The organism is Mucilaginibacter sp. AK015 (assembly GCF_014200785.1).
GTDB lineage: Bacteria > Bacteroidota > Bacteroidia > Sphingobacteriales > Sphingobacteriaceae > Mucilaginibacter.
On sequence record NZ_JACHCV010000004.1, the window covers coordinates 1 to 22,386 of the forward strand.

At 44.0% G+C, this 22,386-nt stretch carries 21 protein-coding genes; 10 read left to right on the forward strand and 11 right to left on the reverse strand.

The features are described from left to right. Positions 1-638 precede the first annotated feature (638 nt). Positions 639-2,015: an RNA methyltransferase gene (locus HDC91_RS14965; RefSeq protein WP_183553522.1), complete on the forward strand. Its 1,377-nt coding sequence runs from the start codon at positions 639-641 to the stop codon at positions 2,013-2,015. A gap of 10 nt (positions 2,016-2,025) precedes the next feature. Here HDC91_RS14965 and HDC91_RS14970 read toward each other — a convergent pair whose 3' ends face one another. From HDC91_RS14970 to HDC91_RS14980, 3 genes are read right to left on the reverse strand one after another with little or no spacing between them, the layout of a single operon-like run. Beyond that, positions 2,026-2,625, reverse strand: a complete 600-nt coding sequence (locus HDC91_RS14970; RefSeq protein WP_183553524.1) for a hypothetical protein — start codon at positions 2,623-2,625, stop codon at positions 2,026-2,028. 19 nt (positions 2,626-2,644) lie between these two features. Then, the gene (locus tag HDC91_RS14975; protein WP_183553526.1) at positions 2,645-3,370 is read right to left on the reverse strand and encodes a LytTR family DNA-binding domain-containing protein; all 726 of its coding nucleotides are present in this window, start codon (positions 3,368-3,370) and stop codon (positions 2,645-2,647) included. Positions 3,371-3,372: 2 nt separating this feature from the next. Further along, positions 3,373-4,383: a sensor histidine kinase gene (locus HDC91_RS14980; RefSeq protein WP_183553528.1), complete on the reverse strand. Its 1,011-nt coding sequence runs from the start codon at positions 4,381-4,383 to the stop codon at positions 3,373-3,375. Positions 4,384-4,712: 329 nt separating this feature from the next. Between HDC91_RS14980 and HDC91_RS14985 the strand changes: the two genes are divergently transcribed. From HDC91_RS14985 to HDC91_RS15000, 4 genes are all read left to right on the forward strand, one after another. Next, entirely contained in the window at positions 4,713-4,919 is a 207-nt protein-coding gene (locus HDC91_RS14985) for a hypothetical protein (RefSeq protein WP_162429758.1), read from the forward strand. Beyond that, positions 4,913-5,812, forward strand: a complete 900-nt coding sequence (locus HDC91_RS14990) for an ABC transporter ATP-binding protein (RefSeq protein WP_183553530.1) — start codon at positions 4,913-4,915, stop codon at positions 5,810-5,812. The genes HDC91_RS14985 and HDC91_RS14990 overlap by 7 nt, the downstream gene beginning before the upstream one ends. Positions 5,813-5,818: 6 nt before the next feature. Continuing rightward, the gene (locus HDC91_RS14995) at positions 5,819-6,619 is read left to right on the forward strand and encodes an ABC transporter permease (protein WP_221262202.1); all 801 of its coding nucleotides are present in this window, start codon (positions 5,819-5,821) and stop codon (positions 6,617-6,619) included. Positions 6,620-6,720: 101 nt separating this feature from the next. After that, entirely contained in the window at positions 6,721-6,921 is a 201-nt protein-coding gene (locus HDC91_RS15000; RefSeq protein WP_183553531.1) for a PLDc N-terminal domain-containing protein, read from the forward strand. A 229-nt stretch (positions 6,922-7,150) separates the two neighbouring features. Here HDC91_RS15000 and HDC91_RS15005 read toward each other — a convergent pair whose 3' ends face one another. Next, entirely contained in the window at positions 7,151-8,149 is a 999-nt protein-coding gene (locus HDC91_RS15005; protein WP_183553533.1) for an EamA family transporter, read from the reverse strand. 5 nt (positions 8,150-8,154) lie between these two features. Continuing rightward, on the reverse strand, positions 8,155-8,601 hold the full coding sequence (locus HDC91_RS15010) for a DoxX family protein (protein ID WP_183553535.1): 447 nt from the start codon (positions 8,599-8,601) through the stop codon (positions 8,155-8,157). An 81-nt stretch (positions 8,602-8,682) separates the two neighbouring features. Here HDC91_RS15010 and HDC91_RS15015 point away from each other — a divergent pair, with 81 nt between their 5' ends. Beyond that, complete coding sequence (locus HDC91_RS15015) at positions 8,683-10,167, forward strand: PLP-dependent aminotransferase family protein (protein ID WP_183553537.1); 1,485 nt, start codon at positions 8,683-8,685, stop codon at positions 10,165-10,167. Here HDC91_RS15015 and budA read toward each other — a convergent pair. Continuing rightward, on the reverse strand, positions 10,164-10,958 hold the full coding sequence (gene budA, locus HDC91_RS15020; protein WP_183553539.1) for an acetolactate decarboxylase: 795 nt from the start codon (positions 10,956-10,958) through the stop codon (positions 10,164-10,166). The two genes, HDC91_RS15015 and budA, sit on opposite strands and share 4 nt — an antisense overlap. 119 nt (positions 10,959-11,077) lie before the next feature. Here budA and HDC91_RS15025 point away from each other — a divergent pair, with 119 nt between their 5' ends. Next, positions 11,078-11,479, forward strand: coding sequence for a hypothetical protein (locus tag HDC91_RS15025; RefSeq protein ID WP_183553541.1), 402 nt, complete (start codon positions 11,078-11,080; stop codon positions 11,477-11,479). A 471-nt stretch (positions 11,480-11,950) separates the two neighbouring features. On the opposite strand, the gene HDC91_RS15035 is transcribed toward HDC91_RS15025, so the two are convergent. Further along, complete coding sequence (locus HDC91_RS15035; RefSeq protein WP_183553545.1) at positions 11,951-12,826, reverse strand: alpha/beta fold hydrolase; 876 nt, start codon at positions 12,824-12,826, stop codon at positions 11,951-11,953. A gap of 217 nt (positions 12,827-13,043) precedes the next feature. Here HDC91_RS15035 and HDC91_RS15040 point away from each other — a divergent pair, with 217 nt between their 5' ends. Further along, positions 13,044-14,297 carry an alkaline phosphatase family protein gene (locus HDC91_RS15040; protein ID WP_183553547.1) on the forward strand — a complete coding sequence of 418 codons (1,254 nt, stop codon included), beginning with the start codon at positions 13,044-13,046 and terminating at the stop codon, positions 14,295-14,297. A gap of 81 nt (positions 14,298-14,378) precedes the next feature. Here the strand turns inward: HDC91_RS15040 and HDC91_RS15045 are convergent, their stop codons facing one another. The 4 genes from HDC91_RS15045 to HDC91_RS15060 all read right to left on the reverse strand — a co-directional run bounded on the left by HDC91_RS15045 (position 14,379) and on the right by HDC91_RS15060 (position 18,166). Beyond that, the gene (locus HDC91_RS15045) at positions 14,379-15,506 is read right to left on the reverse strand and encodes a TIGR03364 family FAD-dependent oxidoreductase (RefSeq protein ID WP_183553549.1); all 1,128 of its coding nucleotides are present in this window, start codon (positions 15,504-15,506) and stop codon (positions 14,379-14,381) included. After that, on the reverse strand, positions 15,503-16,813 hold the full coding sequence (locus tag HDC91_RS15050) for a DUF5690 family protein (protein WP_183553551.1): 1,311 nt from the start codon (positions 16,811-16,813) through the stop codon (positions 15,503-15,505). Before HDC91_RS15050 ends, HDC91_RS15045 begins: the two co-directional genes overlap by 4 nt. Continuing rightward, complete coding sequence (locus tag HDC91_RS15055) at positions 16,800-17,504, reverse strand: HAD-IA family hydrolase (protein WP_183553553.1); 705 nt, start codon at positions 17,502-17,504, stop codon at positions 16,800-16,802. Before HDC91_RS15055 ends, HDC91_RS15050 begins: the two co-directional genes overlap by 14 nt. Positions 17,505-17,578: 74 nt before the next feature. After that, positions 17,579-18,166 carry a helix-turn-helix domain-containing protein gene (locus HDC91_RS15060; RefSeq protein ID WP_183553555.1) on the reverse strand — a complete coding sequence of 196 codons (588 nt, stop codon included), beginning with the start codon at positions 18,164-18,166 and terminating at the stop codon, positions 17,579-17,581. Positions 18,167-18,324: 158 nt separating this feature from the next. Here HDC91_RS15060 and HDC91_RS15065 point away from each other — a divergent pair, with 158 nt between their 5' ends. Both HDC91_RS15065 and HDC91_RS15070 read left to right on the forward strand, forming a co-directional pair. Beyond that, the gene (locus HDC91_RS15065) at positions 18,325-18,915 is read left to right on the forward strand and encodes a phosphonate degradation HD-domain oxygenase (RefSeq protein WP_183553558.1); all 591 of its coding nucleotides are present in this window, start codon (positions 18,325-18,327) and stop codon (positions 18,913-18,915) included. A 180-nt stretch (positions 18,916-19,095) separates the two neighbouring features. Next, positions 19,096-22,374, forward strand: a complete 3,279-nt coding sequence (locus HDC91_RS15070) for a SusC/RagA family TonB-linked outer membrane protein (protein WP_183553560.1) — start codon at positions 19,096-19,098, stop codon at positions 22,372-22,374. Positions 22,375-22,386: the final 12 nt, after the last annotated feature.

The window sequence follows — 22,386 nt, forward strand, 5'->3', positions numbered from 1 at the left end:
TATCCCATCCCTCAAGTCTCGCTCTTAACATCCAGAACATCGCTGTCCTGCTGTTACGCTGCATAATTTATTCTCTATCTCTTTTAAGAACTTTTCGCTTCGCCTCGCGGTTCAGCTTTTATGTCGTCGACCGTTGCGGTCTAAACTTTCAATGTTTTTTAAAAAACCCTTGTGGTTTTCTTTTTTCAATGCTTTGCTTCGTTGTAGAAGCGGCTGCAAAGGTGCGATTATTTTTAATTCGTGTCAAGTGTTATTTTCACTTTCTTGAAATTATTTTCTCGCTTTGTTTTTTCAATTAACAATCGCATTTCCTTTCGTTATTGCGGGCTGCAAAGGTGCAAATAATTATTGTGTTTGGCAAGCGAAAAAATCACATTTTCAAACTTTTATTTATTTGCTAAAACTTCAAAAAACAACGCCCTTTTTATTTGAGCGGCCACAAATGTAAGGAGAAAACCCCTACCACTACAAGCATTATTTTAAAATAATTAAAACAATTTTGTAACTAGCTGTAAACTAACATTAAAGTTTAGTCTTAAATACGTGTATAAACATCAATTATCATCGCTATAAATATATCTATGGGTTATCAGCCCTGAAACAGGGCGCTAAAAATTTTCCGTAAGTTTGATTCAAATATGGATAATTATAATTTTCCGCCGCTTTTTTTAGAGGATCTGAATGCCGAGCCGGGCTTTGACAGGCAAAATTTTATTGATGCACACCTGGTCGAGCCCGCCCCAACATCTATCAGGATCAATCCTTTTAAGCCATCTGCCACAAAAATAAACGGACAAGTGCCGTGGTGCACCGAGGGATTTTACCTGGATGCCCGCCCATCGTTTACTTTCGACCCGCTGTTTCATGCCGGGGCATACTACGTGCAGGAAGCATCATCAATGTTCATCAGCCATATATTAAATACCGTTCGCCCGGATAAGAGCGACCCTATTAAGGTATTAGATCTTTGCGCGGCGCCCGGCGGTAAAACCACACTGCTAAATTCGGCGCTGCAAAGCGCCGACCTGCTGGTGGCCAACGAGATCATTAAAACACGTGTACCTATATTAAGCGATAACCTTAACCGCTGGGGCACATCAAATACCATTGTTACCAACAACGATCCGAAGGATTTTAACGCCATACATAGTTTTTTTGACGTAATATTGGTTGATGCGCCTTGCTCGGGCTCGGGTATGTTCCGTAAAGACCCCGCCGCCATGAACGAATGGAGCGAAGGCAATGTGAACCTTTGCCACCAAAGGCAGGAGCGTATCCTGGCGGATATTTACCCCGCATTAAAAGAAGATGGTTACCTTATATATAGCACCTGCAGTTACTCGCACCAGGAGAACGAAGATATATTGGATTGGCTTTGCACCGAGTTTGACCTGGAAAGCATCCGGATACCTATATATAAGGAGTGGGGAATTGTTGAGACCGGATCGCCGGTTAAAAAAGCATGGGGCTACCGCTTTTACCCGGGCAAGGTTAAAGGCGAGGGTTTGTTTGCAGCATGCCTGCGTAAAAAGGAAAGCAGCGGCGGTATATCAAACTACAAAAACAACGCGCAGCAAAAACTACCCGCCAAAGAGATGGATATAGTGAAGGCCTATATTAACAATGCCGACGATTTTTACTTTTTTAAAGTAAACGACGACTGGCTGGCCATAAACCGTGAGCATAAGGAAAGCCTGAATATTTTGCACCGGCACCTGTATATCAAAAAATCGGGTGCGCGGATAGGCAAACTGGCCGGTAACGACCTGATACCTGACCATGAACTGGCCTTAAGCTTGATTATAAATAAGGATAAGGTAATATCTACTGAATTAACAAAAGAGCAAGCCATACAATACCTGCGCCGGGATAATATTGATATAGCTGTAACAGGCAAAGGCTGGAGCTTGATGACCTACGAAGGTTTGGCTTTGGGTTGGGCGAAGTTACTGCCCAACCGTATCAATAACTATTATCCGAAGGAGATAAGGATCATGACGAGCCCAACCCCCTGAAGGGGGGCGACTAAAGCATTTTAATATTATATGCCTTTAAGCACTCCGCTACGTTTTTATAGATGATATATTTATATTGATAAACATCGATATGGCTATTGTTTTTTACTGGCTTACCACTTTTGTCCTTCAATGAATATGTTTTGCTCAACAATTTAAGGCTTCCTCCGTAGTAACTTATTAGTGTTTCGTAAATCACACCGTCTTCTACCTCGTTATCAAACGTATTGGTTTCTTTCTTAAACGCATATGTATTTCCATCTTCGTCAAAATAATGCGTGTAGGTTATATACCAATCGCCGCTCTGGCTAAAAGGAATTTCGGCAATCATCACTATTTTCCCCAACGAATCTTTAAGCACGTTATAAGAATATTCAACTTCATCGGGCCACTTTTCATTTCTTACCCTAACAGGTACCTTTTTCCCGGGTATCTTGGAGTATAATAAGAGCTTTTTGCCATGCTTTTTCACATATGCATCAACTGTGGCCCGTTTGCTTTTTAACAATGCCAGCATTGAATCTGCTTTAGATCTATCAGCCGCTTTAGTTTGAGCAAATCCCGATATTCCGGCAGCAAAAAGAACTATAAACAGGCAAAAAGTTTTCATGTACCTAATATAATATATACTATATATTCTTCCCGTCCACAATTTTAAAGAATTCATCGCGGTAGGTGTCACCTACTGGGATGATCTTATCGCCGATGAAGATGCGGCTGCGTTCGATGCTGTCGATCTTATTGATGGATACGATGTATGATTTATGCACGCGGATAAAGTGTTTTGGCGGCAGGGCGTCCTCCATCTTCTTCATTCCCTGCAGGGTGATGATGCGCTCGGCCGGGGTAAAAATGGATACATAATCCTTTAATCCTTCTATAAACAATATATCGTGCAGGTAAACCTTCTGAATTTTATGCTCGGTTTTTACAAAAATAAAATCGCTCATAAAATCGTCCTGCGCAACAGGCTCTGCTTGCTGAATGGGTTTCGCTGCGGGTTGTATGATGCCCTGCGCTTTTTGTACCGATTTAAAAAACCTGTCGAAAGCTATCGGTTTTAATAAATAATCTACCACATCAAGCTCGTAACCTTCCAGCGCATACTGTGGGTAAGCGGTAGTTAAGATCACCTTGGTTTTACCGTTAGATATCCGCAAAAACTGTATGCCGGTAAGTTCGGGCATTTGCACATCCAGAAAAACCAGGTCGATGCCGCCATCCTGCACCATAGTTAATGCCTCAATGGGGTTGGTGGTTGCTTTTATCAATTGCAGGAAAGGTATCTTGGAGATATAATCTTCCAGTATATTCAGCGCCAAAGGCTCATCATCAACAACAAGACATCTGATCATTACTATAAAGCTAAGGATAATTGACAAGTGTATGTATCCGCTTCGTCGCGAATATCTAAATTATATTTTCCGGGGTATAAAAGGTCAAGCCGGCGGCGTACGTTTGCCAGCCCAATGCCACCGGATGCATCGCGGTTATGGGTGTGTTTTTTATTCTGGATAAAAAAGTACATGTGGCCATCCTCTAAATTAATTCTAAGTTTTATGGGCGATAACGCATCGTTGGCAATACCGTGTTTAAAGGCGTTTTCGATAAATGAGATAAGCAGTAAAGGCACAATTTGCTGGTTGCTTACCTCGCCGTTCACTTCAAAATCGATAAAGGCCTTATTGCCAAAACGTATCTTTTGCAGGTCGATATAGTTTTGCAGGTACTGCAGTTCCTTACTCATCTCCACCTTATTATCGTTGCACTCGTACAGCATATAGCGCATAATTTCGGACAGCTTTAAAATGGCCTCGGGCGTGGTATCTGATTTTTGATAAGCCAGCGAGTAGATGCTGTTTAATGAGTTGAATAAAAAATGGGGATTGATCTGCGATTTAAGGAACGAAAGCTCGGCGGTTAAGCGTTGGTTTTCCAGGTCGCGCTGTATGCGTTCGTTCAGGAACCAATCGATAGTGAATTTTAAAACAGTGCTCAAAAATATAAATACAATACTGGTGAACGATGTGCTGAACGTGTACTGCCAAAACCCGATGGCTTTGCCCATATGGATGTAGGTAATGGGCCTGAATATAACAGCCAGCCCAAATTTAGAAAGGCCCATTACGATAATGGCTCCTATTACCAACGCCGCGTAAAGCTTGTATTTCTTTTTATCTAAATATCTTGGAATGAGTACGAGGTAGTTCAGATAGAAAAGGCCGATATTAACCAGGCCAAACACCACAAATACGATCAGCAGGCTTTGCATACTGCTTTTGCCACCATTACGCGCTACAAACACAAAAAAGGATATGATGCTTGTCCAAAACAGAATGTGCCAAAAAATTTGCCAGCCTTTTCTCATTTATATATGTAATGTATTAACATAGCCTCACCCTGCCCTCTCCAGGGGAGAGGGTTCTAAAAGTGCATATTCAAGTCCTATCCATTGCAGAAGATCCGATAGCTATTGGATTAGGTGAGCCTAACCTGCATCTAAAGTAATATTTTGAGATGAAATTGCCGGTGTAATTATATGTAGCAATAAATTTCTTCGATGAACAGGCATTTAAAACCGATGAACGGGTTTACCCGCCTTATTAACCGTTCATCTACAAATGGCGGCTGTTGGTCTAAATGTTTTTAGCAGGTAAAATATTTAGTATTCCTTTGTTTCATCAAAACGATAACACAATGAAAAAGTTAGTTTCCAACTCAAATCCATTTATCTTATTACTGGCCCCCGTAGTATTTGCCATTATAATGGGCGTAAGCTACCAGTTTGAACAAAAAAGACAATTTACCTCACACAACTCGGCTGCACAGGCTACATCGTTATTTATTAAAGGTGTATCTGTAGTTAAAACAGTATGCTCAATCGCAACCGAGAAACTATGGTAATCCAAACGGAAGGCTTGTCTTTTAGCTTCGGCAATCAGCAAGTTGTTAAATCGCTGTCGCTGCAAGTCCCGGCAGGTAGTATATACGGTTTTTTAGGGCCAAACGGTGCCGGTAAAACCACCACCATTAAAATGCTGCTTAACCTGTTACGTACGGGCGAAGGCAGCATTCGTATTTTCGGGCTCGAGCTTGAAGCCAACCGCATCAGCATATTATCGCAAATAGGGTCGCTGATAGAGCAGCCGGCTATATACCACCACCTAACCGGCCGCGAAAACCTGATGAACCGCGCCATGCTATTGCAGGTTGACGAACAACGGGTTGACGAAATGCTGAAACTTGTACAGCTAACCAGTGCCGCAGGCAAAAAAGCCGGACAATATTCTTTAGGGATGAAACAACGCTTGGGTATTGCCCTTGCCTTGCTAAGCGACCCCAAATTGCTGATACTTGACGAACCCACCAACGGCCTTGACCCTAACGGCATTATTGAGATACGCGAATTGATGATGCGCCTGGTAACCACCGGGAAAACCGTATTTATATCGAGCCACCTGCTGGCCGAAATCGAAAAAATGGCTACGCATGTAGGCATTATCAATAACGGCGAACTGATGTTTCAGGGAACCATACAAGAACTTCAGGATATAAGCCAGCCGCTTATCCATATTGAAACCGATAACACAGTTGATGCTGCCAACCTGTTAAAGCGCAATAATTTTACTGTAACCGATATTAACAACGACCACTTGTTTGTTCCATTTACCTCTAAACAACAAATTGGCGAAATAAATACGCTGCTTGTTCAAAACGGCATAACCGTTTTGGGCATCAGCAAACAGCGCAAGGACCTTGAGCGGTTATTCTTAGATATTACCACCAAAAGCAACTAAACCATCATGAAAGGATTTTTACTATCATTTCAGTCCGAATTTTATAAAAGCCGCAAAACGCTTGGCTTTTGGGGTGCCATTATTTTGCCTTTACTTATAACCGGGCTGGCATTTGTAGCCATTTATTCCAACAGCGATAAATTTGTTAAAATGCCGCCAATGATGCTGTGGGTGCAGTTCAGCATGATAAGCCTGGGCAGCATGGGGTCGTTATTATTACCCATTTACACCATATTTGTCGCGTACTCTGTAAACAATGTTGAACATAAGGCCGATACCTGGAAAACCCTGTTTAGCTTGCCCATTTCACGCTGGGCTGTTTACGGCGCTAAATATTTTTACGCGTTTTTCCTGCTTTTTCTGTGCCTCTCGCTGTTTACCATATTTAATATAGCCTTTGGTAATTTACTAAGTATTGTAAAACCTTCGCTGAAGTTTAACGAGTACCATATGGAGCTGCAGCTGATGCAGGTATTTTATAAATTATTGTTAGCTGCATTAGGTATACTTTCTATTCAGTTTTTGTTGAGCCTTTTATGGTCGGACTTTTTGAAGCCGATGGGCCTTGGCTTTGTGGCAACCATCACCGGCGTAATACTGGCTTCAAACGATTGGAAATACAGCTACCTTTTCCCCTACGCGCACCCTATGGGCGCTATAAAAAGTATGATAAAACATAATACTAAAGGCCCTGCAAGCAACTTCGAGATCGACATTTATACCAAGGATGTATGGGTAAGCCTTGCAGTTGCCGTTGTAATATTTATTGCCGGGTACTTTATTGTTCAAAAAAAGAGTGTGAAATAGGGGTTGGTGATTGGTGGTTAGTGCTTAAAGATTGGTTACGCGGTTGTTTATAATTGCATAAATGCCTATCTTTAAAATTAATCACTAATTTAAAGCTTCTTATGGGCGGCCTTGGCACTCCTGAACTTATCCTGATATTTATAGCATTATCCTACCTCGGGCTAATCACTTTTAGCTTGATCGATGCTGTCCGTTCAACTTTCAACGATTCGGTTACCAAGCTGATGTGGGTTTTAGTTATCCTGTTCTTCCCGTTCCTGGGTTCAATACTATACCTTACAATTGGCCGGGGTCAAAAATAGTCTGAACCGGTATTAAACAGATTTTCTTGATTTAAGGATTCCTTTTGAAGGGCATTAAAGCAATGAAATAAACCATGAGTGTCCGGATATCTTAATTCCCTCCCAAGGGAGGGGTGCGGCTGGCATGTGTAAAGGCAGGGAGGGGTTAGTCGCTTTATTAAACCCCTCCCTACACCCTCCCAGGGGAGGTAATAGCACAACCATTGGCTATTTGGTTATATCCATAGTATTACACCACTTCTCGAACAGATCCGTTTAATTTTACACCCTTTGGTTTTACTTCTTTTTTATCATCCCCATCTTTGCGGTATTTAGCCAGGTTTATCAGCAGCACGCTGACCAGTATAATTACCAGTCCGCCTATCTGCAGCCAGGAGATATGTTCCTGTGCAAACATCACCCCTAATAACACTGCTATAACCGGGTTAACATACGAGTGGGTGCTTACCTGTGTTGCGGGCCTAACCTGCAACAGCCACACATAAGCAGTAAAGGCCGCTATCGACCCAAAAAATACCAGGTATAAAACCGCCATCCATGCCTGGGCGGGTACCTGCGCTATGTCGAAGTTTGCAAATTCGTTATGCAGGGCGCTTGCCGGTAAAAAAGCTATGCCGGCTATCAGCATTTGCCAGGCCGTGGTAACCCTTGCCGGGCTGCTGCTGCCTTTATACTTAGAATACAATGACCCGCCCGCCCACCCTATGGGGCCTATTACCAGTAAACACACACCCCGTATTTTAGCATTGTTGTGTGTGCCGCCGAGTGTATTAACCACCTGTTCGCCAAATAGCAGTATTACGCCTGCAAAGCCTATAATTAAGCCCACAACTGTTGCGGTGCTGCGCAGGTTCTGTTTCCAGTTTCGTTTATCCAACACCACAAACCATATAGGGTTGGCCGATACCATAATGGCTACCATAGCGCTGGGTAAAGCCTGCTCAACCCATATTACTATACCGTTGCCAACAGCAAGTAACAGCAGCCCGCTTACGGCCGCGTTTATTACATCGCGCTTCACCCAAATTTTATCTCCCCTAAGGGCACACCAGGCCAGCATTATTGCGCCGGCGGCTATAAAACGCATAGCACCCATCAGCATAGCAGGTATGCCGCGAATAGCCATCTGGATAAAGAAATAAGTAGAGCCCCAAACAACATACACAATAGCAAATGCTATTACTACCAATAAGGTTGATGGCGCTTTTTGTTGTACAGTACTTATCATTACAATTACTTTTTAGAGATTAATTGATCGATGCTCCATTTGTATTCCGGCAGGGTGGCCAGCAAAAAGCTTGCGGCGCTTACCGTAAAAACAGAGTATCCGATAGGAGAATCTATCCCCCTTGAAATGGTCATCGATATAGCAAAGGCCAGCGTTAACGCCCCGCTGCCGATAGCTGCAATACGGGTAAACAGGCCAATCAGCAACATCAATCCAAAAATACCTTCTCCCAGCGTGGCTAAAACCGCCAGCGGTGTTACCAGCGCCCCGGGCAGGAACGACATGGTTTTACGGGATAACACCATAAAGTGTTCCCAGTCGCCCCAGCTTATATGAGGTTGCCCGTAAGTGCCTAACCAACCCAGGCGATCGGCTACCAGCCAAATATACCCCAATGCAAGCGCGGCTCTTAAATATATGGCTGCCAGGTTATAGTATTTTGATTGCTGCATAATTTTTTGTTTGCTGATATAAAAATACGGCTACAGTGGCCTATCTTTATAGTCCAGATAAAACAAGCGAGGTAGTCCAGAATGCAGTTCGTAGCAGCTTTACTTAATATTGACAAAACACTGCCGGTGCCGGTGTATTTGCAAATAGCCAACGGCATTATATGCCACATCAGGCAGGGCACCTTAAAGCCAGCATCGGCATTGCCAAGCAGCCGCGCCCTTGCCCAGGGCTTAAAGGTGCACCGCAATACCGTGGTTGCCGCTTACGATGAATTGTATGCCCAAAGCTGGGTAGACGTATATCCGCAAAAGGGCATTTTCGTCGCGGCCAACCTGCCCGAAGTATCGCCGCGCCCAATTGCTGATAGCCCGCAAAAAACAGCATACGCCAGCCAAACTTTTTTTGAGGTTGGGGAAAATACGCTATCGCATATTAACTTATTTAACCCTGCCAAAGCGCAGAACATAGCGTTTAACGAGGGATTCCCCGATACCCGTCTTGCTCCGTTAGATTTAATGCTGCGCGAGTACCGTCGATTTGCCAATTACCATTTTACATCAAAATATTTGTTGTACGGCCCCGAGCAGGGTTCAGAAAACCTGCGGGCCGAGCTTGCCCGTTTCCTTGGCGAAACCCGTGGTTTACATGTAACGCCCGATCATATACTGATAACCAAAGGCGCGCAAATGGCTATCTATTTAGTGTCGCAACTGCTGCTTAATAAAAACGAAACGGTTATTGCTGCCGACCCGGGTTACTGCGGTGCCAACGAAGTATTTGTACAAACCGGCGCAAATTTAGAACTTGTACCAGTTGATGAACTGGGTATTAACCTTGATGCGGTGGAAGAGATCTGCAAAAAGAAAAAGGTAAAGCTGCTTTATGTGATACCTCACCATCACCAGCCCACTACGGTAACCTTATGCTCTGAGCGGCGTATGCGGCTGCTTGAACTGGCCATGAAGTACCGCTTTGCAATTATAGAGGATGATTACGATTACGATTTTCATTATACCAGCAGCCCGATATTGCCCCTTGCCAGTGCCGATTACTATGGTAGTGTGATATATGTGGGATCGTTTTGCAAGACTATTGCTCCCGGTATACGCATAGGTTTTATGATAGCGCCTCCAAATCTGATAGAGCAGGCCACTAAGTTGCGCCGCATTATTGACCGCCAGGGCGAGCATTTGCTGGAGGAAGCGATGGCTAACTTATTAAAGAATGGAGATATTACACGGCATCTTAAAAAGGCCAATAAGTTATACCACGAACGACGCGATGTATTTTGCAGCTTGTTACAGCAGCAAATTGGCGACCATGTAAGTTTTAAAATACCCGATGGCGGCTTTGCTATTTGGATGAAATATGAGAACGGACTAAAGCCAAAAGAAGTAGCCGAAAAGGCAGCCGCGATGGGCCTTGCTGTTAGCGCAGGTAAAGATTACTATTATGACAGAGCCCGCGAAAGCGAGCATATCCGCCTTGGTTTTGCGTCCATGAATTTTAAGGAGATGGAACAGGCGACCGGTATTTTGGCTAAAGCGGTAAAAAAACTGGTTTAATCTTTTTTACCATTCTCTACACGCTTAACTTCTTCGCTGCGGTCCTTTTTAAAGTCGAAGTTGTTGAAAGCCGGTGTTTGGGGGATATCTACCATAAAGCTGTCAAGTTCATCGATTTCGATAGTAACCGAACCTGTGGTAAGGTCGATGATGTGCCCGCCACCCTTTTTATCGTCAGATAAAAAATGGAAGTGGTATCCGGTAATATTAGGCCCATCCATATAGGCTGGTATGCGGTAACCCACCAGGGTACCCTTCACATTTTCGAAAGTAAAAAAATGTTGCAGGGGTAGCATGTCGGCCAGTGGTACATAAGGTTTTTTTACCGGTGGGAATGCCCGGGTTTTGATGAAATTAAAGTTTCCAGTTATTTTGATGGCATAAATACCGTTTTTGTTGGACAGCAAACTATCCAGGTACAAAAAAAGGTCGTTTTTGGTCAGTTCTTTGTCGTTTTGAACCGTTCTTTGGGCTTTAAAAAAGTTGACTACAGTAAAGGGTGTTAACTCGGTTGCCTTAACCTCAAATGTGCGCCCGGTAGATTGCGTCTGGTATATCTTACCATCTAAAACCAACACCTCGCCATCCAGTTTATCAGGGGCACCCAGGCCAAAATCGCCATGCTTTAATACTTTGGTATAGGGGTAAAATGCATCGTATAGCCCGCCGATAAATGCGCTGGCATGGCCTGCCGTATAAAGCGTATTGTTTTTTGTTTGTGCCGATGCGTTAAAAATAGCAGCAAGGCATAATACAACTGATAATAAGGCGTGGGTTTTGCGACAGGTCATAAAAGAGCGTATAGAAAAAATAATTGCGTGCTAAATATACTAATATGTGCGTTATATAAGCTTAATTATAAATTGCTACTTTAGGCCGCCACAGGTGGCAATTCTTTTTACAACACGCAATGGCACGATTATTTTATTCAATTATTCTATCGCTAATTATTTTCACTTCGGTAAATGCGCAGGCGCAATATACCGCTGCTAATATACATTCGCATAACGATTATACGCGCCCAAATGCATTTTACCATGCCTTTAACGCAGGGGCCGGGGCCATAGAGGCAGATGTATATTTACGCAACGGCCGGTTAGTGGTTTCGCATGATACCCCTACCGTCAATCACTATGTTACCCTTCAAAAAATGTACCTGGAGCCTATATTAAAGGAAATGAAAGCCCACCCCAGGCCGCTTAACCTGTTAATTGATCTTAAAGAAGATTATAGCCCTTTATTAAATGAGTTGCTGAAAGAATTAGCCCCGCTAAAAAAGCTGATAAAAGATACAACAACCAAAACCCCTTAAGTATTATCATTACCGGCAACCGCCCTCCGCCGGCCTACTATAATAACTACCCATCTTACATTACTTTCGACGACGACCTGCAACTGCCGCATACCCCGGCTCAGTGGGCCCGTGTTGCGCAGGTAAGCCTTTGCTTCGAAAACTATTCTAAATGGCAGGGTCTGGGCGCCTTACCCCCTACTGACGAAAAAGTGCTTAAGTCGGTTATTAACGCAGTACACGCCGCAGGGAAAAAGATCCGTTTTTGGGCGGCACCCGATAACCCGGCAGGATGGCAAAAATTGATGAACCTACACGCGGATATTTTATGCACCGACAAAATTGACGCGTTACTTCAAAAACTGTCAGTAAGTAAATAAAACTATCATCCTTAAACAAACACTTCTTCTTAATAATAAAATATAAAAGCGTCCTTGTTATCCAGGCCCGGGCAAAATCAGTAATGGGGTTACCAAAACCAGTGGTAACATTTTATTTTAAAAAATCGTTCATATATCCCAGTATGGTTTTTGTTTGCATCATCAGGCTCACGTGGCCCTGAGCTGGCACAATGGCCAGGTGCGATTTTGGCATGGGCGCCAAATCAGCAGAAACGCCGCCACCCATTAACTGGTAAGTTTTCATCAATTCCACCTTGTCCAGTCCATCATTATCACCCGATATCAGCAATACCGGCGAAGTAATTTTCGCAATATTGGCATCGCCTACGTTAAAGGGTACAGCTGCAAAAGCAATCATCTGCTCAATAAACTTCCTCCATTTGGTTTTGTCGGGTGCTACGGCGTCATATGCCGTTTTGATGGGCGTGTGATCAAAAAAATCGGGCTTAAAATCCTTAAAACCGCCATTTATTACTGGCAGCCAGCCATCGGTCTTATAAGTAGAGGAAATGATCACTAATTTGTTTACCCGCTTAGGGCTTTTTACAATTAACTGGTAAGCAACAGAGCCGCCCATGCTATAACCGGCAATGTCAGCGCTATCAACCTTTAAATAATCCATCACTCCTTCAACATCACTTGCCAGCGTAGCAATGTCTAATTTCCTGTCTGAATATGGTGTGTGCCCATGGCCTTGCATTTCAATCGCAATTATTTTCCTTGTTTTTGATAGTTCAGGTATCAACTGCCCCCAGTTCATTTCAATAGTGTAAAATGCCCCATGTATTAACACTAAAGGTTTACCCTGACCATATATTTCGTAATAAACCTTAATGCCGTTAACAGGTGCATAACCGCTGCTTGCAGGTTTAATTTGCTGGCCGTTTGACCGGGCCGCTGTAAATAGTATAACGGATGTAAGCAATATTGCTTTAAGGATGGTAAGTGTGTTGAATAACTTTTTCATAATAGCTTCAGTTTCGGGTTTTTATGTTGATAATACAAAGTTGTAAAGGATTTACGGATACGATGCTGTGTGAAAGTGACAATTTAAGGGGTTGTTTGCGACAAGGTCATATCGGATAGCTAATATTCGGGATTGCATAAACAAATGATAACGCCTGGATAACGCTTGTTTAACTATTGTCGAAAGCGTACTTTGTATATTTGACAAAACTATATTTATGCGGTCCTATATCTTAAAACTCTTTTTGCTTGTTGCTGCAAATTTGTTTACTACAGCACTTTACGCCCAAACCAAAAGCCGTAAAGCCGTTTTTGTAATTGCTGACGGTATCCCCGCCGATGTAATTGAAAAGCTGAGGACGCCGAACCTGAATGCTATTGCCAAAGAAGGCAAATACCTGCGCGCGCATGTAGGCGGTGAAAAGAACGGTTACAGCCAAACACCCACGATATCTGCCGTGGGCTATAACAGCTTACTTACCGGCACATGGGTAAATAAGCACAACGTTTGGGACAACGATATCAAGGCACCTAATTATAACTATCCAACTATATTCAGGCTGTTTAAAGACCAGTATCCGACCAAGAAGATCGCTGTTTTCTCGAGCTGGCAGGATAACCGCACCAAGCTTGTTGGCGATGGCTTGCCTGAAACCGGCAACATACATGTTGACTATAGCGCCGATGGTTATGAACTGGACACCGTAAATTTCAAGCACGATAAAGAAAGCGCTTACATGCACCAAATTGATGAAAAGGTAATTGCAGAAGCAACAGACGCTATCCGGACAAAAGCACCGGATCTGTCATGGATATATTTGGAATATACTGATGATATGGGCCACGCGTACGGTGATAGTCCGCAGTATTATGCCGCAATAGAGATGATGGATAAACAAATGGGTAAAGTATGGCAAGCCATTAAGTACCGCGAGCAAAAGTTTAACGAAGACTGGGTTATTTACATCACTACAGACCATGGCCGCAGCGAGAAAGACGGCAAAGGCCATGGCGGGCAATCGCCAAGGCAGCGCTCAACCTGGATGGTAACCAACGCTAATGGCCTTAACACCTATGCCCGATACTATTATCCTGGTGTAGTTGATATCATGCCTTCTTTAGCGCAGTATTTAAACATAGCAATTCCGGTAAAATACAAACGTGAGGTTGATGGCATCAACCTTACCGGACCGGTGTCTGTGGCACAAGCACAGGCCAACTTTATCCAGGGCACCTTAGATGTAAGCTGGAAGGCTTTAAACAAAGGCGAAAAAGTGAAGATCTGGGTAGCCGCTACCAATAACGTTAAAGAAGGCCACCCCGACGATTACAAACTTGAGGGTGAATTTAATGCGGATGCAGGCCACGCGTCGGTATCCGTTAAGGATATGCCGTCAAACTTTTATAAGATTTGTATAGAAGGAAAGTACAACACCATTAACCGCTGGGTTATTATCGATCCGAAAAAGTAACAGGCTGGAGTTTATAAACAAAAAGGAGCACCCTCGCGGCGCTCCTTTTCTATAAATCAAGTGATCATCCACATAACGGTATCAAACACGCGATGCTATCAGCTGCTCGCACAAGCCAAAAGAGAGCGTCATGCCGTTACCGCCAAGTCCGTTTACAATAGTTACCCCCGGTTCAACATCAAGCACCAATTCGGTTTGGCCGTTGGTAAGTTTGGCGTAAATACCATTCCAGGTCTGAATTATCCGCGTGTCCTTTAAGTTGGTAAAGGTCAACAGGTAATCCACTATCATTTTGTTTATAAATTCTTTATCAAAAGGGTCGTGAACCATGCCGTACTCATGCGAGTCGCCAACGGTAAGTTCGCCATACTGGTTCTGCGATACCATTACATGTATCCCCCATTTCAATTGTTCGGCATATTCGCCCTGGTAGCGCTTACGCAATTGTGGCAATGATGCCGCTGCCTGGAAACCCGGGTAATGTATCATTGACAAGCTACCACACAACGATGGCCCGATACGCCAGCTATTGGGTTGTGCAGCCATACGCATCATCTGCAACTTGCATTTTGTAATGGGCGAGGCAGCAAACAACTCAGGATAAAGCGTTTCGAATTCGATACCACTGCAGATAAATATTTCATCGGCGCTGTAACTTTGCGCACCGGTACGAACGGCATTGCTTTTCACCTCGCTGACAGCGGTATTCCAGTGAAAGATGACGCCATATTTTTCGGCCAAATACTTAGCCACCGTGCCAATGGCCTCGCGCGATTCTATGATCATTTCGGTACCGCTCCACAAGGCACCTTTTAGGCCGTTTGCATTTACAGCGGGCGATTTTTGTAAAGCTTCCCGGGGTGACAGCAAAGCACAATCACGCAACAAGCCGTTAACGTCAACATATTGCTGCATCACCTGCAACTCATCATCATGATAAGCCAGGTGCAGCGAGCCAACTTCATCATGCCAGATATTAGCTTCTGTACAAATCTGTTTCCAGATCTCGCGCGATAACATAGCACGATTAAATAACGGGCCTGTAGGCTGGCCAATTGGCCAAACCATCCCAAAGTTGCGTATGGAGGCACCCACGGCTCGCTGGTTGCGTTCAAACACGGTTACTTTGTAGTCTCTTATCGCTAACGCCCTTGCCGTAGCTAAGCCTACAATGCCTGCGCCTATTACAATGGCTGTTTTGTTGCTCATGCTGTAAATAATGTTAATTGCCTTTTTTTATCTGCGCTTTTACGTGCGCTCTGCAGAAAATATACAAGCGAAAGGACACCGCTGAAAGTGCCAACCACCGACAATATAATGAGACCGTTTTTAAAGAAAAGGTCCCAACTAACGCGGGGATTACCCAACTCCTTTAACAACAGCACGCTTATGCTGCCCAGGTAGCCAATAGCATCGGCAACGTACATAATAAAGCCTACATTGCTTTTGTAGTTGAACGAAGCTATCATCCGTTCAAAAAATATTGCATTATAAGGTACGTAACCTGCATACAAGCCCAACCCGGCCATGGTCATCCACCACACCGGGCCAATAGCTCCTAAGTTAAACAATACCGTAGCAACCCCCGCGAGTAAGCACCCGCAGATAATGAAGATATGGATTACACTAAAAGCCTTAATGTTGTTCCTGATGAGAATGAGTAAACCGATACCTGCCAACACCGCAATGGAAATAACTGAATCGATACTGACGAATATGCCGTTGTTTTTCACCCCGAGGGCGTGCCATATCTCTACCTCAAAATTATCCCTTATATCGCGCATGATGGTGAGCAGCAGGTAAACAATCACGGTTAAAATGATGCCGGGTAAAAAGCGGCTGATAAATGCGCGGCGTTCAGCCCTGTTCATTGCAGTACGCTCGGTACGCAGTTGTTTATCTTGCCGGGTAGGAGGCGGCATTACCTCTAAAAAGAACACAAATAATAGTAATGGAGCTACAAATGCAGCACCTGTTACAAACGGCATTACATATTCGCTCACATGCCAGTTCCCCATAATATTGCGGGCTACGGTCTTTACAAACCCTGAAGCAAAAATCAGGCTGATAGATAGCACTGCAGCCATCAATTCCGTAGCCTTCCGGCCTTCCAAATAGCCGAACACCAGGCCCCATATCATGCCTAAAGGAAAACCATTTATAAACAGGCAAACGATGTTGTAGGGAGTCGGAATGACGGCAAAGAGCAGTAGTGCCAGCCAGGAAATGCCTATCAGCAGTAAAATGCTTTTACCCCTGCTTTTGGGTTTCACCTCGGCTATAAAACGTATGCCGTAAAATTTACTAAGCATGTAACCTAATACCTGCGCTATTACCAGCCATGCCTTATAATCCACGTGTAGATATTGATGCCCCGTAAATGTGCCCGCAGCAAAAGCTTTTCTGAAAGCGTACATGCATGTATATGCCCCAAATGCCGATAGCCCGGCCATTACCGATACAAGGCCGTATGGCCATTTCGCAACGCGGCCTTTTATACTATTAAGCAGTTGCATCAGCTGTGTTGGTGACGATAGATATTACTTCAAAAAGGTCGTCGATAATGTGGGTAGGGTTATACGGCTGTAATTGCGCCCGGGTAAATGCACCGGTAGTAACGGCTATCACATACCTACAGCCCACATTTTGCCCTTCGCGGATATCTACTTCGGTATCACCAACTTTAGCTACTTCGGCCGGGTTGGTTATACCGGCATGCTGCATCATAATATGTATCATAGCAGGATCGGGCCTGCCGGCCGGTACTTCGTCTGAACAGATCGAATAATCAAACAAACCACGCTCACGCCATTTTAAGTTGTTGATAATACTGTCGGCAATATTTCTTGAAAAGCCGGTATTTAAACCAACCTTAATGCCCTTGCCGCGCAGGGTAATAAGTGTTTCTTCGGCATGCGGCAATGCTTCAAGATCAGTAGCATTGGTATAATAGTTTACAAGCGTATCTACAAAATCGCGGTGTATGTCATCAATTAAATTATCGGTAAGCTTTGCCTCATCGGGTTCATGCCGTTCAAGCATGGTTTTAATGGCCAGCCTTTTTTCGTAACCCATTAATGTCGCTATTTCATTAAGGGGTATCTCATACCCATACTTGGCAAGCGATGCCCGGAAGGTATCCATAACACCACTTTCGTCGGCTACCGTAGTGCCGGCCATATCAAAAACCACAAGTTTAATAGACATGCTAATCAATATTTTTGTTTAGCAATATTAAACTATGTTTATTAAATATAAACTAAGGTATTGTTAAGAATTGTTTAAGAGCCGTTTTTATCTTCAAAAAAATAAATTACCAGCATAGTGGCGGTGCCAGTACCAGTATTACGTGGGGTATGTGCCATCCGGCCATCAAACAGCATGCTGTCGCCTTGGCTCAGCTGGTAAGTTGTGTCATCGCCAAAACGATATTCTATCTGTCCCGCTATCACGTATTTGTATTCGTACGCTTCAGTTTCTACCAGCGGGCGGTATGCGTTGGGCTCCAGTTCAAGGATTACGATATCAACTGTAGAGTTTTTGATGAACTGTGTAAAGATGCGCTGGTAGTTAAAGCCCTCAGCGTGTTCTTTCTCAAAGTGTTCGTATTCGTTTTTCCGTTTGATGATGAGCGGAAAGTTTTCGTTGCGATGCCGGATGTCTTTAAAGAAAACGTTCAGATCGATATCAAGCGCCTTAACAATATCTACCAGCACAATTAACGACGGTATGGTACGGCTATTTTCTATCTGTGATATCAGGCCCTTGCTCACATTAGCTTTAGTGGCAAGCTCTTGCACGGTTATGTTTTTTTCGCGGCGCTTTTCTTTTATACGGTTACTTATTTGTATAAGTACATCATCTTCCATTATTTATCAGGTTGGTGGCGGCGGCAAAGTAATATATTACCAGGCATATAGCAAGTAAATTTGCGTTAAGTGAGTTAAAAAAGGTTAATGCGCATTTTATTATACAGGCTTAATACACAGCTAATATTGAACGTTTTTTTTTGTTGCAAACATTAATCATGCCCTTAACTTCACGCACCCCCGAACAAGTTGTTGACCAAGTATTTGCCCTGTATGAGCAGCATGGCGACGAAGATTACATTGGCGAGCCGGTTTCACAACTGGAGCATATGGCTCAGGCAGCAGCACTTGCACAGAACGAAGGTTACGATGATGAAGTGGTTTTAGCTGCGTTTTTTCATGACATTGGCCACTTATGCGCGGCAGAAGGTGAGGCAGAAAGTATGGCCGGGATGGGCAATGTGGACCATGAAAAACTTGGTGCCGATTACTTATTAAAGCTTGGCTTCTCAAAACGTTTGACAGCACTGGTACAAAGTCATGTGATAGCCAAGCGCTACCTGACTTATAAGTACCCGGAATATTATGAAAAGCTTTCTCCGGCAAGCCGCGCAACCCTGAGCTTCCAGGGCGGGGTCATGAGCGCGCATGAGGCTGCCGTGTTTGAAGCCAATCCCGACAAGGAACTGATCATACGTTTCAGGCACTGGGATGATGAGGCTAAGATTGAACATTTACCTGTAACCAATATCCGTCATCTTAAGCAAATGGCACTTGATCATTTATACGCTAACAGAACAACCGCTTAGCGCAATGTTACGTTAAGTTTACTCACTTGTGCCGTAATTATTACGCACAGCTACTTCACTTAACCTATTGGGAATAAAACATTAAAGTTTACTTAATTTAAACTCAGTTTATAAATAATAAACAAAGTTTAGTATTGCTGCGGATAAATCAACCCTAATATTAACGATTTAAAAAGCAGAATGAAACGATTTTACTCCCACTTAAAAAGACTCGCCATTGTATTAATGTGCTGTCTTTCGCCTGCTGTTTTGTTTGCTCAAAGCAAAATAACAGGTACGGTAACCGACGAAACCAGGCAGCCACTGCCGGGTGTAACGGTTATGCTTAAAGGTACCAACCTGGGTACCACTACAGATGTTTACGGCCGCTTTATTATCAATGCTTCGCCGGGCCAAACGTTAGTATTCAAATTTCTTGGTTTTGCCGACCAGGAAACAACTGTTGGCTCAGCCAGTAACATGCTTATTACCTTAAAGGGCGACAATAAAACGCTGAACGAGGTGGTGGTAACGGCGCTGGGTGTAAAAAAAGAAACCCGCCGTGTGGGTTACTCGGTACAAACAGTTAATGGCGAAGACCTGACCCTGGCCCGCGACCCCAACCCCATTACCGGCCTAACCGGCAAGGTTGCAGGCTTATCTGTTGGTCCGTCAGCAGAGCTTTTGGGCGCGCCAAGCGTAAGGTTACGTGGTAACGCCATATCGCTTTATGTGGTAGATGGCTTCCCTATCAATACGGATACCTACAACATCAGTCCTGACGACATCGAAACTTACACCGTGCTAAAAGGCCCTGCAGCTGCGGCGCTTTACGGTAACCGCGCATCATACGGTGCGATCCTGATCACCACTAAGAAAGGTAACAAGAACAAAAAAGGTCTTACTGTTGATATAAACAGCAGTACCGTTATAAACGATGGCTTTTTAGCCTTCCCTCGCGTACAGCATTCATACGGTGCAGGCGAAAACACCTTCTACAAATTTGTTGATGGTAAAGGCGGTGCACCAGGCGGTGTGGATGCCGACTATGACGTTTGGGGGCCTTACTTTGCAGGCCAGTTAATTGAACAGTATGACAGCCCGGTTATCAACGGCGTTCGGCAGGCTACACCATATACTGCCCGTGGTGCAAACAACCTTAACAACTTTTTACGTACCGGTTATCAAACCAACAACAACGTTGCGTTAAGCGCTAACGGCGATAATTACACTGTACGGCTATCCGCATCGCAACAGCATCAAAGCAGCTACATCCCCGAGCAATATCTGGATATTGCAAACGCTAACATCTACGCATCGTTTAACCCAAATCCCCGCTGGAAATTTGAAGGTAACGTAAACTTTAACCGTCAGACTACCGACAACTTCCCCGACGTACAATATGGCCCTAACAGCCTGATCTATAACATCGCTGTATGGACCGGTGCCGACTGGGACGTTAACGCGCCTGATATCAAGGCTATCTGGCAGCCGGGAAAGGTTGGTGTGCAATCACAATTTGCAGAATATACCCGTTACCACAACCCCTGGTTAATGGTTAAAGAGTGGACACGCGGCCACTATAAAAATAACACTACAGGTTATTTACTGGGCAACTATAAGATCAACAACAACTTAAACGTTACGCTGCGTTCGCAGATTGATACCTATGACCTGTTACGTACCGAAAAGATGCCTTATTCGGCACACCCCTACGGCCGTGAGGGTAACCTGGGCGACTACCGCGAAGATCGCCGTAACCTGTTTGACAACAACACGGAGTTGATGGTTAACTATGATTATACCGTAGCCAAGTTCTTAAACCTGTCGGGTTTAGTTGGTGGTAACATGCGTAATCTAAGCTACAACTCAAACTGGACTTCGACTGATTACCTTAATGTGCCCGGTGTGTACTCGTTCAGTAATTCTATGAACCCTGTGCAATCAACCAGCTTCAGGTCTGATATGCGTGTGCTAAGCGCTTACTACTCATTGGATGCAAGCCTGGGTAAATACGCTACCATCTCGAGCACAGGCCGTATCGATAAATCATCAGCATTTCAGGTGCCAACCACTTATTATTATCCAAGTGTATCGGTATCTACGGTATTGTCTGACTATATCCCCGTACCCCAGGCTATTAGCTTCCTGAAAGCACGTGCATCGTTCTCAAACATTCGGTCTGACGCCACTGCAACAACCATTGGCCCCGCGCCATTCAGTTCAATCACTGTATTTGACGGCAGCACGGGCGAATCACTATATAATAACCCGCTTGGCTACGGCACAACATACAATTCGCCGTACAATGGCCCGTCTTACGCGTTGAACACGTCTTTTTCAACAAGCAAGCCATATAACAGCCAAACTGCCGGTTATGCAACCGATTACCTATTTCAACAGGGTATTAAAACCTCTACACGTGTAAACTACGAGGAAGGTTTGGATATTAAGTTTTTCCAAAATCGTTTGGGTGTAAGCGGTACTACCTTTCAATACATTGATGGTCCGCAGATCCTTGCTAACTCCATCTCAACTGCATCAGGTTATAGGGTAGAGTACGTTAACGCGTTAAAAACCAAGAAGACAGGTTATGAAGTATCGATCCAGGGCACCCCTATCAAAAATATGGGCGGTTTTACCTGGAATGTTTTAGCCAACATCTCAAGTTTTAAAGAAGTTTACAAAGAGCTTCCTGAAGGACAGGACACTTACGCCACTTTCTTTAAAGCGGGTGACCGTACCGACAAATTGTACGGCACAGCTTTCGTAAAAACCCCGGATGGGCAGATCATTAACGACGAAGCCGGCAAACCGCTTATTAATCCTGTTGCGCAATACCTGGGCAACATGAACGCCAAATATGCGTGGAGCGTTTACAACAAGTTACAATATAAAAGCCTGAGCCTGGGCTTCCAGTTTGACGGTTCTGTAGGAGGGGTAATTGTAGATTATATGCACAACAAAACTATGCGCGGCGGTGCCAACATTGAAACTGCAGAAGGCGCCTTAGGTGCAGCGCGTTACCAGGATTGGTCGAACTACGGCAAGCCCGGATATGCGGGCAGCTATATTGGCGAAGGTGTGCAAATATCGAACGGTGGTGTTATCAATTATGATTCAAACACCGGTGCTGTACTTAACTATGGCGACCTGCAATACAAGAAAAACGGCTCAAAAACATTTGTACAAGATTATGTAAGTAAATACTACAATGCTGATGAGGCAAACCTGATGAGCAAAACCTTTTCAAAGCTGCGTGAGGTTACCTTAGGCTTCGATTTCCCTAAGCAATTGCTGCAAAAAACCTTTATCCAGAAAGCATCAATATCAATTTACGGCCGCAACCTGCTTTATTTTTATAAAGACAAACGCTTTAAAGATGTTGACCTTGACCAGTATAACTATGCGGCAGGCTTAACAGGATTACAATCGCCAACTGTACGCAGTTATGGTTTTAACCTGAATGTATCATTTTAAATAACTGATAAG

Bases quoted from the DNA above. Each gene is read 5' to 3' on its own strand.
- HDC91_RS14965 (WP_183553522.1), top strand. From the start codon at position 639: ATGGATAATTATAATTTTCCGCCGCTTTTTTTAGAGGATCTGAATGCC.
- HDC91_RS14970 (WP_183553524.1), bottom strand. From the start codon at position 2,625: ATGAAAACTTTTTGCCTGTTTATAGTTCTTTTTGCTGCCGGAATATCG.
- HDC91_RS14975 (WP_183553526.1), bottom strand. From the start codon at position 3,370: ATGATCAGATGTCTTGTTGTTGATGATGAGCCTTTGGCGCTGAATATA.
- HDC91_RS14980 (WP_183553528.1), bottom strand. From the start codon at position 4,383: ATGAGAAAAGGCTGGCAAATTTTTTGGCACATTCTGTTTTGGACAAGC.
- HDC91_RS14985 (WP_162429758.1), top strand. From the start codon at position 4,713: ATGAAAAAGTTAGTTTCCAACTCAAATCCATTTATCTTATTACTGGCC.
- HDC91_RS14990 (WP_183553530.1), top strand. From the start codon at position 4,913: ATGGTAATCCAAACGGAAGGCTTGTCTTTTAGCTTCGGCAATCAGCAA.
- HDC91_RS14995 (WP_221262202.1), top strand. From the start codon at position 5,819: ATGAAAGGATTTTTACTATCATTTCAGTCCGAATTTTATAAAAGCCGC.
- HDC91_RS15000 (WP_183553531.1), top strand. From the start codon at position 6,721: ATGGGCGGCCTTGGCACTCCTGAACTTATCCTGATATTTATAGCATTA.
- HDC91_RS15005 (WP_183553533.1), bottom strand. From the start codon at position 8,149: ATGATAAGTACTGTACAACAAAAAGCGCCATCAACCTTATTGGTAGTA.
- HDC91_RS15010 (WP_183553535.1), bottom strand. From the start codon at position 8,601: ATGCAGCAATCAAAATACTATAACCTGGCAGCCATATATTTAAGAGCC.
- HDC91_RS15015 (WP_183553537.1), top strand. From the start codon at position 8,683: ATGCAGTTCGTAGCAGCTTTACTTAATATTGACAAAACACTGCCGGTG.
- budA (WP_183553539.1), bottom strand. From the start codon at position 10,958: ATGACCTGTCGCAAAACCCACGCCTTATTATCAGTTGTATTATGCCTT.
- HDC91_RS15025 (WP_183553541.1), top strand. From the start codon at position 11,078: ATGGCACGATTATTTTATTCAATTATTCTATCGCTAATTATTTTCACT.
- HDC91_RS15035 (WP_183553545.1), bottom strand. From the start codon at position 12,826: ATGAAAAAGTTATTCAACACACTTACCATCCTTAAAGCAATATTGCTT.
- HDC91_RS15040 (WP_183553547.1), top strand. From the start codon at position 13,044: ATGCGGTCCTATATCTTAAAACTCTTTTTGCTTGTTGCTGCAAATTTG.
- HDC91_RS15045 (WP_183553549.1), bottom strand. From the start codon at position 15,506: ATGAGCAACAAAACAGCCATTGTAATAGGCGCAGGCATTGTAGGCTTA.
- HDC91_RS15050 (WP_183553551.1), bottom strand. From the start codon at position 16,813: ATGCAACTGCTTAATAGTATAAAAGGCCGCGTTGCGAAATGGCCATAC.
- HDC91_RS15055 (WP_183553553.1), bottom strand. From the start codon at position 17,504: ATGTCTATTAAACTTGTGGTTTTTGATATGGCCGGCACTACGGTAGCC.
- HDC91_RS15060 (WP_183553555.1), bottom strand. From the start codon at position 18,166: ATGGAAGATGATGTACTTATACAAATAAGTAACCGTATAAAAGAAAAG.
- HDC91_RS15065 (WP_183553558.1), top strand. From the start codon at position 18,325: ATGCCCTTAACTTCACGCACCCCCGAACAAGTTGTTGACCAAGTATTT.
- HDC91_RS15070 (WP_183553560.1), top strand. From the start codon at position 19,096: ATGAAACGATTTTACTCCCACTTAAAAAGACTCGCCATTGTATTAATG.